This is a genomic window from Roseateles koreensis (assembly GCF_028595305.1).
In the GTDB taxonomy this organism is placed as follows: domain Bacteria; phylum Pseudomonadota; class Gammaproteobacteria; order Burkholderiales; family Burkholderiaceae_C; genus Paucibacter_A; species Paucibacter_A koreensis.
Map to the genome: position 1 here is coordinate 38,729 of NZ_JAQQXS010000005.1, position 12,335 is coordinate 51,063.

The following is a 12,335-nucleotide window of genomic DNA, read 5'->3' on the forward strand; positions in this document are numbered from 1 at the left end:
GCGGTCAGTGGGCGTGATGCAGTACTTCACCGGCCTTTAGCTTGTAGACGGTACCGCAGTAGGGGCACTTGCCCCGGCCGTCGTGGCTGAGGTCAATGAACACCTTGGGGTGGCTGCTCCACAGTGTCATCTTGGGATTGGGGCAAGCCACCACGCCGGGGCCCTGCACGTCGTGGGCGGTCACTTCAACCATTGATTTTGGGTCGCTCATGGCATTTGTTCCTTGAATTCTTGTTGAGGAGGGCATCAGACCAAGGTGAGCCAGTCGGCGTACTTGGGATTGCGGCCATTCACGATGTCGAAGAAGGCGGCCTGAATTTTTTCGGTGATGGGCCCGCGTGAGCCGGCGCCAATTTCGATACGGTCCAACTCCCGGATGGGCGTGACCTCGGCGGCGGTGCCGGTGAAGAAGGCTTCGTCGCAGATGTACACCTCGTCGCGGGTGATGCGCTTTTCCACCAGTTTCAGGCCCAGGTCTTCGCAGATGTGGAAGATGGTGTTGCGGGTGATGCCATTGAGCGCGCCGGCCGACAAGTCAGGCGTGTAGACCACGCCGTTCTTGATGACGAACAGGTTCTCGCCTGCACCTTCCGAGACGAAACCGGAGGCGTCCAGCAGCAGCGCCTCGTCATAGCCGTCGTCGGTGGCCTCCATATTGGCCAGGATGGAGTTGGTGTAATTGCTGACCGTTTTGGCCTGCGTCATCGTGATGTTGACGTGGTGGCGGGTGTAGCTGCTGGTCTTGACGCGGATGCCGCGCTTCATGCCTTCTTCGCCCAGATAGGCCCCCCAGGCCCAGGCGGCCACCATCAGGTGGATCTTGTTGCCCTTGGGGCTGACGCCCAGCTTTTCAGAGCCAATCCAGGTGAGCGGGCGCAGGTAGCAGCTCTCCAGCTGGTTTTCGCGCACCACTTGCTTTTGCGCCTCGGCCACCTGCTCGAAGCTGAAGGGGATCTTCATGCGCAGGATCTTGGCGCTGTTGAACAGGCGCTCGGTGTGCTCTTTCAGGCGGAAGATGGCGGTACCTAGATCCGTCTTGTAAGCCCGCACGCCCTCAAAGGCGCCGCAGCCGTAGTGCAGGGTGTGGCTCAGGACGTGGATCTTGGCGTCGCGCCAGTCCACCAGTTGCCCATCCATCCAGATTTTGCCGTCGCGGTCGTCCAAGCCCATGGGAGTCCTTGTTGTCCAGCCCGGCTTTTAAGCCGGTGAAGAATCGAAACCCCGAATTCTACGGGGCGGCTCGTTGCGGGGCAAAAGCCGATTCAAGGCGCGGGCGTACTGACCGGCCCCGGTTCGGTCGTTTCAGCGGCTCCGGCCGGCAATCTCAGCAAACGCCAGCTCTGCACCTTGCCCTGGCGCAGCAGCACTTCCACGCGCTCACCCCCCGCGTCTTGCCAGACAAAGGTTTCGGGGTCCGCCGCCACCTTCTTCCCCAGGCTCTGGGTCAGGGCCAGCACCTGGGCAACGGGCATGGCCACTTGCAACTGGGCATTCAGCATGACCGCACTCTCGACGTGACCCACCGGGGTCACCGAGGCGGCTCGCATCAGGCGCATCAAACGCGAGAACTGCAGCAGCAGCCAGAACACCACGCCCGTCAGCGCCAGGATGACGCCCTTCCAGCCCCACAAGCCGCCGCCCAGAAACATGGCCGCCACTGCCAACACGCCGCCCACCCAGGGATTCATTGCGGGTCTCCTGATGAGGTGGAAATCTGTGGGTCAGCCGGGCCGTCGGCGCGAGACCAGCCGTATGCTCGCTCCACTTTGGCCACGCGCACAGTGTAGTGCTGGTACCAGTCCCGGCGGCCTTGGTCGCGCGCCAGTTGATGCTCAGCGTGCCGGCGCCAAGCGGCGATGTCGGCCTCGCTGCGCCAATAAGAAATGGTGATGCCGAGCCCGCTCGCGTCACGCGCACTTTCGACGCCGAGGTAACCCGTTTGCTCAGCGGCAAGTGCGGCCATGCGCTCGCCCGTGTCGCCATATCCTGCATCGCCGGCCGTGCGTTGGCTAGTGAACATAACTGCAAAATAAGGCGGCTCAATAGGCGGCTTAACGGGCAATTCAGCGCGAGGCGCGCCACCCGCCGGGTGCCCGGCCGAGAAATTTGTTTGATTCGTCATGAGCTTGGCGTATTCTGTGACCTGTTGCGGAGTGCTTCAGTCACCGTCAGGTTGCCATTGTGCGTGTTGACGGGCGTGCTGGCGTGCATTCTCAGACTCTGCAGGCCTGGGCCCTAGTGACTCGAGACTAGAGGTGCCGCCCTGCCAACTGACAAGGGATGGTCATGCCTGCGGTGCAGCGAAGGTTGGAGCAACTTCGGCGGCGATTCATGGGGGTCATTGGGTTCATTCACGGTGCCTCATCATGAATCCCCTGCTCACGCCTGAAATTTGCACAAAGCCTTCCGGTACGCGCTTGGCCTTGAAGCCCTTGCATGTGGGTTTGCCTTTGCTTGTCTTGGCGATTTCTCTGGTTTTGACCGGTGGGTATTGGCGCTTTGAGTCGCAACGTGAGCAGGCCCTGCTGCAGCAAGCATTTGAGTCCAGCCTGCATGATCTGGCGCACCGCTTTGAATTGCAGATGGCATCGCAGCGCCAGGTTTTGCAGGGCTTGCAGGGTTTTTTGGCTGCGCATCCGCAGGCCGATGAAGGTGCGTTGCGCCTCTACGTTCAAGCCCTTCCACAGGGGGCGGAGTTTGCCGGCCTTCAAGGGTTGATGATTGTGCGGGCTGCGGGCCAGCTTGGGCCGGGCGATTCAAGTGACGGCGTGGCGCCCTGGGCGCGGGCCGAATCGGTTTGGAGTGTCGGGCCCGACGTTGCCAAACAGGTGCTGATACGCCAATCGCAGATTCGCACGCTGCTGGAGCAGGCGCGCGATCAGGGGCGCTTATTGCTGTCTGACAAATTGTATTTGCGCGCCTTGCAGCTCGGCGCTGGCGACGGCTACTTGCAGGTGCTCCCCGTTTACAAGGGCGGCGGGTTGCCGGCGACTGTGCCCCTCCGCCGTGAGCAGTTGCAGGTTTGGGTGGTGGCGCCGGTGGACACCGGACGTTTGTTCTCAAGCCTTTACGCCGAGTTGCCCGAGGGCTTGAACCTTGCTCTGTACGACGGCCAGCGCCTGCAGACGCAAAGTTTGCTGTTTCGCAGTGCCGGCCGGGGCGGGAGAGACGAGTTGAGCGATCTCCGGCAAACGCTGCATAGCGCGCGCAAAACCTTCAGCCTGGGCGGGCAGGATTGGACTTTGGTGCTGCAGGCCGGGCCGCAGTTTGCCCGCATTCGTGCCGCCGATGTGGCGTGGATGGTGCCTTGGGTCGGCGGCTTGCTGGGGTCTTTGCTGGCCTTGTTGCTGTGGATGATGTTGACTTCGCGCGAGCGCGCGCATGCCTTGGCCGAGCGCATGACAGAGGCCCTGCGCGAAAGCGAGCAGCGCTGGGCTTTTGCCTTGGAGGGCGCGGGTGACGGGGTGTGGGAATGGAATGTGGACAGCGGCCTGATCAACTGCTCGCAGCGCTGGAAGGCCATCATGGGCTTGCCGCCCGGTCAGGAGTTCTCCTCCATGAACCAGTTGCGTGCCGCCATTCATCCGCAGGATTTGGAGCGGGTGCGCACCGAGTTTCAGCATTGCCTGGACGGGTTCACAGCATCTCTGGTGAGCGAATATCGGGTGGCCGGGGCGGGCGGAGCTGCCGGACCGTGGAATTGGGTGCTGTCGCGCGGCATGGTGGTAGAGCGGGACGCGCTGGGCCAATCGGTGCGCATGGTCGGCACGCTGTCGGACATCAATCTGCGGCGCCAGTCTGAAGAGCGTTTGCGCTTCATGGCCTTGCATGACCCGCTGACCGAGCTGGCCAACCGGGCGCATTTTGACGAACGCTTTCGTTTTGCGCTGGCCAATGCGCGGCGCTATCAAGAGCGCGTGGGCTTGATTTTGCTGGACCTGGACCGCTTCAAGCCCATCAACGACCAATACGGTCATGGCGTGGGCGACCAGTTGCTGCAAACCGTGGCCAAGCGAATTCGCAGCGCGGTGCGCGAGACCGACACGGTGGGCCGCATCGGCGGGGATGAATTCGTCGTCTTGCTGACCGGCGCGATGACGGCTGAAACTGCCCAGTTGGTGGTCGAAAAAATATTCAACCAAGTGGCCATGCCCATGGAGCTGGGCGGCGTGCGGGTTGAAGTGACTTGCTCCCTCGGTCTGGCCATGTACCCGCGAGACGGTTTGGACGAATTGAGCCTGGCCAAGAGCGCCGATGAAGCCATGTACCGCAACAAGCGCGAAGGCCGGGCGTTGATGGGCGGCCCCCAGGCCCCTCAGACCTCCCAAGCCCATCCGCCCGAGCAGCCTCAATAGCGGTTGTTGGGGCCTCGCCCCTTGGGCTGTTTGACCGTCAATACCTCACAGGCCACGCACACAACTCATCGCGTCTTCAATGCGCTCGACGGCGTGAACGGTCAGCCCTTCAATCGGCTTTTTGGGCGCGTTCGCCTTGGGCACCACGGCCACGGTGAAGCCCAGTTTGGCGGCCTCCTTCAGTCGCTCTTGCCCGCGTGGGGCGGGCCGCACTTCACCCGCCAAGCCCACTTCGCCAAAGGCGATGAAGCCGCGCGGCAGTGCCTTGCCGCGCAGTGAGCTTTGAATGGCCAGCAACACGGCCAGGTCGGCCGCTGGTTCGCTGATGCGCACGCCGCCCACCGCGTTGATGAACACATCTTGGTCCATGGTGGCCACGCCAGCATGCCGGTGCAGCACCGCCAGCAGCATGGCCAGGCGGTCTCGCTCCAGCCCCACCGAGAGTCGCCGCGGGTTGGGCCCGCCAGCGTCCACCAAGGCTTGCAATTCCACCAGCATGGGGCGCGTGCCTTCCAGCGTCACCAGCACACAGGAGCCCGGCACCGGCTCGCCATGGGTGGAGAGAAAAATGGCGCTCGGGTTGGCCACGCCCTTCAGGCCCTTTTCCGTCATGGCAAAGACGCCAATCTCGTTGACCGCGCCGAAGCGGTTCTTGATGGCCCGCACCAGCCGAAAACTGCTGTGCGTGTCGCCCTCAAAGTACAGCACCGTGTCCACGATGTGCTCCAGCACCCGGGGGCCCGCCAGGGCGCCCTCTTTGGTCACATGCCCCACCAGCACCATGGCGCAACCCGAGGCCTTGGCCTTGCGGGTGAGGTGGGCGGCGCATTCGCGCACCTGCGCGACCGAGCCGGGGGCGGAGCTGAGGTGCTCGGAATACAGCGTCTGGATCGAATCAATCACGCAAAACGCGGGTTGCTCGGCATCCAGCGTGGCCAGAATTTTCTCCAGGCTGATTTCGGTCAACACTCGCACCTGTGTGCCCGCCAGCCCCAGGCGCCGCGAGCGCATGGCGATCTGCGCGCCTGACTCTTCGCCCGTCACATACAGCACCTTCAGGTGGCGAGACAAATCGTCCACCGCTTGCAGCAGCAAGGTGGATTTGCCGATGCCTGGGTCACCGCCGATCAGCACCACGCCGCCCGCCACAATGCCACCGCCCAGCACGCGGTCGAGTTCTTCCTGGCCTGTGGGCGTGCGGTCGAAATCGGTGGCCTCAATGTCTGACAACGTCGCCACGGGCTGGCTTTTTGCCAGGGCCTGGTAGCGGTTTTTGCCGCCCGGGGTTTCGGCAATGCCTTCGATCAGGGTGTTCCAGGCGCCGCAACTGGGGCATTTGCCCAGCCATTTGGCGCTGCTGCCGCCGCATTCAGAACAGGTGTAGACGGATTTTTCTTTGGTGGCCATGGCTGGATTGTCCGCGCCCGGCAGGGGCTGTCCGCCCGGTGACGGCGAGAAAAGCCGCGACATGGTAAAAACCCGAGTCGTTTGCGGAGCAGTACATCATGGAATTTTCAGTCTGGCTGGGCTTTTTTGCGGCGTGCTGGGCCATCAGCCTGTCGCCAGGCGCGGGGGCCATCGCCGCCATGAGCTCGGGCCTGAACCATGGCTTCAAGCGCGGCTACTTCACCACCTTCGGGCTCATCCTGGGCATCCTGACCCAGATCATGCTGGTGGGCGTGGGCCTGGGCGCCTTGATTGCCGCCTCCAGCCTCGGCTTCGCCATCGTCAAGTGGGCCGGCGTCGCCTACTTGGTGTGGATGGGCGTACAGCAATGGCGCGCACCGGCCAAGCCCTTGGTGCAGCAGGATGAGGCGGGCGCGGCCCAAGTCACCCTGCGCCAGTTGGTGCTGCGGGGCTGGATGCTGAACGCGGTCAACCCCAAGGGCACCGTGTTCTTGCTGGCGGTGATGCCGCAGTTTCTTAATCTGCACCAGCCCTTGTTGCCGCAGTACCTGGCCATCAGCGCCACGCTGATGTTCACCGATCTGGTCGTGATGGCCGGCTACACCGTGCTTGCTGCGCGCGTGCTGAAGGCCTTGCGCTCGCCCCAGCAGGTCAAGGCGCTGAACCGCACCTTCGGCAGCCTGTTCATTGCAGCAGGGCTCTTGCTCTCGGCATTCAAACGCAGTGCCTGAAACGCCAGGGTTTCGGTGTAAGCACTCGAAACTTTCCTGAATTATTTTGTAATATGTTTGGCTGATTCACTCAGCTCGCCGCAGCATTCGCCTGCGCTTCAACATGAAGAAGAGAAACGCCCTGCTGACCTTGTTGGCTGTCGTGGCCCTGCCCGCGTTTGCTGGAGGACAGGTTGATGTACGGCTGGGCATCATTCAGCATGAGGCTTTGCAGGACGTGGCAGCTGAATTGCTGCGCGCCATCTACAAGCGGGCTGGCCTGACCCTTCGGATCGAACCCTATCCTTCCGCCCGACTTGAGCGCTTGACCCGGATGAATCAGGTGGACGGCGAGGTGTCGCGAGTGGCGGCGTATTTTTCGCGAAACCCGCAGCTGATTCAGGTTGAACCTGCGTTCTATGCGCTGGTGACCTCGGCCTTTGCGCGGGTCGATCGGGCCATGACCCTCAACAGCCTGAGTGAGCTCAAAGACTACCGGGTGGGGGTGGTCAAGGGCGATGTGCATGCGGCCGTCGCCACCGAGGGTCTGCCTGTCGTGCAGGCGGACGACAACGCTCAACTGTTCCGCTACCTGGAGTCGGGGCGGATCGACATCGCCATCGACGCCGCCTTGAATGGCGCCGACGCCATCAAGGAGTTGAGCCTGGAAGGCGTGGTGAAGAATATCGGCGACTTCAATCGGCGTGAACTGTTCCATGTGCTGGTGCCCGCCAAGCGCGAGGTGGCAGCCAAGGTCTCCGCGACCATTCGCCTGATGCAGGCCAGCGGTGAGTTGCAGGCCATGATCAAACGGCTGGAAAACGCCCGGGTGAACAGCGACGCGCCCAGGCGCTATTGACGCAGGCCGGGCGCATTCGACATTGCCGCTGCGCGTCACGCTTTGCACCAGCCCTCGTTGCCGCGATACCTGACCACATATTGGCAGAGTGATGGGGTTACGCCCGCTTTCACGCCATTGCGCGCGGTGTAGTAACGCCGCGCGAGGACAACAAGATAGTTCTGTTCGTCACGGAGGAAAAGCAGGCTTCTGCGGAGTGACATGTGCCTCAATCCGCGCCACATCAATCCAGCACCCGCCCGCGCCCGGCCTTGATGTTGCTGCGCAGGCTTTTGCCTTCCAGGCGGCGCAGCTTGGAGCCGTAGCTGGGTTTGGTGGCGCGGCGCGCTTTGGGCGTGTGGGCCACGCTTTGCACCAGGGCGATCAGTCGGGCCACGGCGTCGGCGCGGTTTTGTTCTTGGCTGCGTGACTCCTGCGCCTTGATGACGATGACGCCGTCTAGCGTCACGCGCTGATCCGACAGACTGAGCAGGCGCTCTTTGACGATTGCGGGCAGGGTCGATCGCCGGATGTCAAAGCGCAGGTGCGCGGCGCTGGAAACCTTGTTGACGTTCTGGCCGCCTGGCCCGCTGGCGCGGATGAAGGAGAAATCAAGCTCCCAGTCGGCCGGCGTCCAGTGCAGATGCACGCTCAGTCGCTCCGCTCGACCGTCACGGGTACGCGCGGCGCCAATGCGCACATCAGCTCATAACCGATGGTCTGGGCGGCGTGGGCCACCTCATCGATGGGCAGTACCTGTCCCTTGGGGCCCTGGCCCCAGAGCGTCACCTCGCTGCCCAGGCCGGCACGCGGGAGATCCGTCAGGTCCACCGCCAGCATGTCCATCGAAACCCGGCCCACCGTCGTGCTGCGAACCCCCTCCACCAGCACCGGCGTGCCGGTGGGGCAGTGGCGGGGGTAGCCGTCGGCATAACCGCAGGCGACGACGCCAATGCGCATGGGCTTGTCGGCCGTGAAGCTGCTGCCATAACCCACGGTGTCACCGGCTTGCAGTTGTTGCACGCCGATGATTTTTGAGCGCAGCGTCATGGCCGGGCGCAGGTCCCAGTGCTGTTGATCGTGAACGGGAAAATCGGGCACGCCCCCATACGTCATGATGCCGCTGCGCACCCAATCGCTGCGCAGCGCCTCGCTGTGGCGCAGGATGGCGGCGCTGTTGCTCAGGCTGCATTCGCCTGGCAGGTCAGCGGTGACGCGCTCGAAGTTGGCGAGTTGCTCGGCGATGCCGCAGGCTCCGAGGCGATCGCCGTCAGCGTCCGAGAAATGCGTCATCAACGAAATCTCATCCACCTGGGGCAGTGCATTGAGGCGGGTCCAAGCGGCGCGGAAGTTTTGGGGCGTGAAGCCCAGGCGATTCATGCCGCTGTTCAATTTGAGAAACACCCGGTGCGGCTCATGGGTCTTGTGCATGGCCAGCCAGTCAATCTGCTGCTCGCTGTGCACCGCATGCCAGAGCTTCAGGCGCGAGCACAACTCCAGGTCGCGGGCCTCGAAGCAGCCTTCCAGCAACAAGATGGGGCCGCGCCAGCCCAGCTCGCGCAGCAACTGCGCCTCGGCAAAGTCCAGCAGCGCAAAGCCGTCTGCACTGCGCATAGCGTCAAAGGTGTTAGCGATACCGTGGCCATAGGCATTGGCTTTGACCACCGCCCAGACTTGGGCATCGGGCGCATGCGCGCGGGCGCGAGCCAAGTTGTGGGCGATGGCTTGAGTGTGGATCAGGGCTTCAATTGGGCGTGGCATGGGGCGAATTGTGGCACTGCTGGCGGGTCTTTCTGGCGCCTGCGGGACGCTCCTAAGTTGGGACGGCATGCTATAAAGCCGCCGCAGCATCCTATTTGCCGACCCGTAGGTTCCCGGCGTCAGCGCTGGGTTCAATCCCGCGCCAGCCGGCAGGCCTTTTTCCCGCAGTATTGAATGGGCTCATGAAAAAAGGCTTTTCCATCATCATGTCAGCGCAGTTTTTCAGCTCGCTGGCTGATCAGGCATTGTTGGTCGGTGCCATTGAACTGTTGAAGTCGAGTGGCGCGCCAGCCTGGCAAGTTCCTGCGCTTGGCCCCATGTTTGCCTTGTTTTATGTGCTTTTGGCGCCTTTTGTGGGGGCTTTTGCCGACGCGGTGCCCAAAGGCAAGGTCATGTTCTATTCGAACCTGATCAAGATCGTGGGTTGTTTGATGATGCTGTTCGGCGCGCATCCTTTGCTGGCCTATGCCATCGTCGGCTTGGGTGCGGCCGCGTATTCACCCGCCAAATATGGCATCTTGACCGAGTTGCTGCCGCCTTCCCAATTGGTCAAGGCCAATGGCTGGATTGAGGGGCTGACCATCGCCTCCATCATTCTGGGCATTCTTTTAGGCGGGCAATTGGTGGGGCCCCATCTTGCGCCGATCTTGCTGAGCTTCGACTTTCCCTTCATCGACACCGGTGTTGACACACCGCCCGAGGCGGCCATTGCCAGCCTGGTGTTCTTGTATGTGATTGCCGCTTGCTTCAATCTCTACATCCCCCGCACGCAAACTGCGCTGCAGCCTTTGGCGCACAGCCCCTTGACCCTGGTGCGGGACTTTGCGATGTGCAATTCATTGCTGTGGAAAGACAAGCTGGGGCAAATCTCCCTGGCCACCACCACGCTGTTCTGGGGTGTGTCGGGCAATTTGCGCATCATCGTTTTCGCCTGGGCCGCCATGGCTCTGGGCTACACGACCACGCAAGCATCCACCCTGGGCGGGGTGGTGGCGATTGGCACCGCGATCGGTGCGGTGGTCGCCTCGATGTATATGCGCCTGGACCGCGCCACCCGTGTGATCCCGCTGGGAATTTTGATGGGCGTGCTCATCATCGGCCTGAACATGATCACCAATGTCTGGGCGGCGACTCCCTTCTTGATCGTGTTGGGCGTCATTGGCGGCTATTTGGTCGTGCCCATGAATGCGCTGCTGCAGCACCGGGGCCACAACCTGATGGGTGCTGGGCGGTCCATTGCCGTGCAGAACTTCAATGAGCAGGCCTGTATCCTGGCGCTGGGCGCGCTGTACACGGGCATGACGCGTTGGGGCTTGTCAGCCTTTATCGCCATTTCTATCTTCGGCGGGATCGTCGCGGTGACCATGTGGATGGTGCGCCGCTGGCACCAACACAACTGCGTGAACCACCGCGAAGAGGTTGAGCGCCTGCTGGCGCTGGCCCGCTGCGACGAGGTGCACTGAGGCGAAGGCTACCGCCGACGCCGTGCCTTCAGCGGCGGCTGCGTTTGACGGGGGCCGCGGTGTGGGCCCCGCTCAGTACCGCCTCCACGTGTTCAGACCAGGCGCGGGCAATCTTGAAGCAGCCGCTGTGGTTCAAGTGAATCTCGTTGTGCCAGTCGCCGCTGCTGCCGCTGCTGCCGGGCGTTGCCGGGGCCAGCGGCACCGTGGTGGAGTCAAACACATGCAAGCCCGGAAACTGCACCGGGTCGGCGGCCATGCTTTTCAGCAATTGAGCCAGGTGAAACACCATCAGCCGGCTAACGGCCGCCCAATCTGCCGCTGGTAGCGCATACGCTTTCAAGGCCGGGTAAAGCCAGGGCCCGGACTGCCCCAACCCGACATCTTCCGCGCCAGCGGGGCGTGGCATGGGCACGGCATAGCAATGCATGAACATGGGCTTGCCGGCTGATGGGCCCTGGTCGCGCAGCGTCAGCAGATGGCGGACATTGGTGCGCAAGTAGTCGCTGTAAGTGGCCCAACCGGGCTCGGAAAAATAACGCGCAACGCCACTGGAGGGGGCACCCCACTCTGTTTGATGGCGCAGCAGGCGCAGGTGCAGGGGGACGCGATTGCCTGCCGCATCGTGGGCGGGTGTTTGCGCTGCCGAGATCAGGTCATTGCCACCCATGGACAGCAGCACGCCGTCCCAGACCGTTGAGTCTTTGTCGCTGAGCAGACGCACAAAATCGGGGGCGGATTCCAGATCCACCAAGTGGCTCAGGGTCCCGCCTTTGCCGGCACAGTTGACGGCGCAGGTTGGCTCTTTGTAGACCATCTCCTGCAGCAGATTGGCATGCGCGTTGAGCTTGTCGTCCGCTGTGGAAAACCAGGAATCCCCCTGCGCCAGCAGTCGCCAGCGGTAGCTTGTCAGATCAGGCGCCGATGCGGCAGCCAGATCCCCCGGGGTGAAGCAGGCCAGATGGTTCAAAAGAATCTCTCCTGTGCATAGCGTTGCGTAAGAAAACCCGATGTCGGCAAATTCAAGCGAGGCGAACCCAGGAACGCCCTGCAAACCCGGGCGCCTCCGCGGCGCGCAGGGCTGCGCTGTCTTGTAGCTCCCCGGGGGCGGTTTTTCAAGCCCCATTTCTACTCGAGATGAAATATTTTTGATGCCGTCGAGATATTGGGTCAGCCCTGTAATCCTGAAGCCCCCAAAAGGGCATGGGCCGGTAGCCGCTGCGCCGGGGCATCAGCCGGGCTACCATTGCCGCCACACTCAGCATGGAGATGCACTCATGGCCCAAAGCGCTTTCGACTTTCAGGCAGTTTCTATTGATGGCAAGCCGGCCGATCTGGCCAGCCAGCGAGGCCGCGTGCTGTTGATCGTCAACACAGCCAGCGCCTGCGGCTTCACGCCGCAGTTCAAAGGGCTTGAAACCCTGTGGGAAGATTTTCGCGACCAGGGCTTGGTGGTGGTCGGGTTTCCCAGCAACGAGTTTGGTGGACAAGACCCTGGCAGCAATGAGGAGATTTCATCCTTCTGTGAGCTGAACTACGGCGTTAGTTTTCCGATGATGGAAAAGGTCAAGGTCAATGGCGCTGAGGCGCATCCCCTGTGGCAATGGCTGAAAAGCGAGAAGCCCGGATTTTTGGGAACTGAGCTGATCAAATGGAATTTCACCAAATTCCTGATTGGCCGCGACGGCCAGGTGATCAAGCGTTATGCCCCCAACGACGCGCCTGAAAAAATACGCGCCGACATCGAGGCAGCGCTGAAGGCGTGATGGCCTGATGGCCTGAAAACCCGAGCCCGAGGGCGTCG

General features: G+C 62.4%; 13 protein-coding genes. 5 read left to right on the plus strand and 8 right to left on the minus strand.

The genetic code is table 11. The features are described from left to right. Positions 1-4: 4 nt before the first annotated feature. The 4 genes from PRZ01_RS06490 to PRZ01_RS06505 all read right to left on the minus strand — a co-directional run bounded on the left by PRZ01_RS06490 (position 5) and on the right by PRZ01_RS06505 (position 2,020). The gene (locus PRZ01_RS06490; protein WP_273595957.1) at positions 5-211 is read right to left on the minus strand and encodes a zinc-finger domain-containing protein; all 207 of its coding nucleotides are present in this window, start codon (positions 209-211) and stop codon (positions 5-7) included. A 35-nt stretch (positions 212-246) separates the two neighbouring features. Next, entirely contained in the window at positions 247-1,170 is a 924-nt protein-coding gene (locus tag PRZ01_RS06495; protein ID WP_273595958.1) for a branched-chain amino acid transaminase, read from the minus strand. A gap of 92 nt (positions 1,171-1,262) precedes the next feature. Further along, positions 1,263-1,688, minus strand: a complete 426-nt coding sequence (locus PRZ01_RS06500; protein ID WP_273595959.1) for a hypothetical protein — start codon at positions 1,686-1,688, stop codon at positions 1,263-1,265. Continuing rightward, on the minus strand, positions 1,685-2,020 hold the full coding sequence (locus tag PRZ01_RS06505) for an antibiotic biosynthesis monooxygenase family protein (RefSeq protein WP_273595960.1): 336 nt from the start codon (positions 2,018-2,020) through the stop codon (positions 1,685-1,687). Before PRZ01_RS06505 ends, PRZ01_RS06500 begins: the two co-directional genes overlap by 4 nt. A 346-nt stretch (positions 2,021-2,366) precedes the next feature. Here PRZ01_RS06505 and PRZ01_RS06510 point away from each other — a divergent pair, with 346 nt between their 5' ends. Then, entirely contained in the window at positions 2,367-4,355 is a 1,989-nt protein-coding gene (locus PRZ01_RS06510; RefSeq protein WP_273595961.1) for a diguanylate cyclase domain-containing protein, read from the plus strand. A 45-nt stretch (positions 4,356-4,400) separates the two neighbouring features. Here PRZ01_RS06510 and radA read toward each other — a convergent pair whose 3' ends face one another. Next, a complete protein-coding gene (radA, locus tag PRZ01_RS06515; RefSeq protein ID WP_273595962.1) occupies positions 4,401-5,762 on the minus strand; it encodes a DNA repair protein RadA in 1,362 nt (453 codons plus the stop codon). Between the two features lie 98 nt (positions 5,763-5,860). Here radA and PRZ01_RS06520 point away from each other — a divergent pair, with 98 nt between their 5' ends. Together PRZ01_RS06520 and PRZ01_RS06525 are read left to right on the plus strand one after the other, a co-directional pair. Beyond that, positions 5,861-6,493, plus strand: coding sequence for a LysE family transporter (locus PRZ01_RS06520; RefSeq protein WP_273595963.1), 633 nt, complete (start codon positions 5,861-5,863; stop codon positions 6,491-6,493). Positions 6,494-6,596: 103 nt separating this feature from the next. Next, a complete protein-coding gene (locus PRZ01_RS06525; RefSeq protein WP_273595964.1) occupies positions 6,597-7,331 on the plus strand; it encodes a substrate-binding periplasmic protein in 735 nt (244 codons plus the stop codon). Between the two features lie 223 nt (positions 7,332-7,554). On the opposite strand, the gene arfB is transcribed toward PRZ01_RS06525, so the two are convergent. Further along, the gene (gene arfB, locus PRZ01_RS06530; RefSeq protein WP_273595965.1) at positions 7,555-7,959 is read right to left on the minus strand and encodes an alternative ribosome rescue aminoacyl-tRNA hydrolase ArfB; all 405 of its coding nucleotides are present in this window, start codon (positions 7,957-7,959) and stop codon (positions 7,555-7,557) included. A gap of 2 nt (positions 7,960-7,961) precedes the next feature. Next, positions 7,962-9,071 carry an alanine racemase gene (gene alr / locus PRZ01_RS06535; protein WP_273595966.1) on the minus strand — a complete coding sequence of 370 codons (1,110 nt, stop codon included), beginning with the start codon at positions 9,069-9,071 and terminating at the stop codon, positions 7,962-7,964. A gap of 182 nt (positions 9,072-9,253) precedes the next feature. On the opposite strand from alr, the gene lplT reads away from it, so the two are divergent. Beyond that, entirely contained in the window at positions 9,254-10,534 is a 1,281-nt protein-coding gene (lplT, locus tag PRZ01_RS06540) for a lysophospholipid transporter LplT (protein WP_273595967.1), read from the plus strand. Between the two features lie 28 nt (positions 10,535-10,562). Here lplT and PRZ01_RS06545 read toward each other — a convergent pair whose 3' ends face one another. Further along, the gene (locus PRZ01_RS06545) at positions 10,563-11,501 is read right to left on the minus strand and encodes a hypothetical protein (RefSeq protein WP_273595968.1); all 939 of its coding nucleotides are present in this window, start codon (positions 11,499-11,501) and stop codon (positions 10,563-10,565) included. Positions 11,502-11,808: 307 nt separating this feature from the next. Here PRZ01_RS06545 and PRZ01_RS06550 point away from each other — a divergent pair, with 307 nt between their 5' ends. Next, positions 11,809-12,297, plus strand: coding sequence for a glutathione peroxidase (locus PRZ01_RS06550; RefSeq protein ID WP_273595969.1), 489 nt, complete (start codon positions 11,809-11,811; stop codon positions 12,295-12,297). Positions 12,298-12,335: the final 38 nt, after the last annotated feature.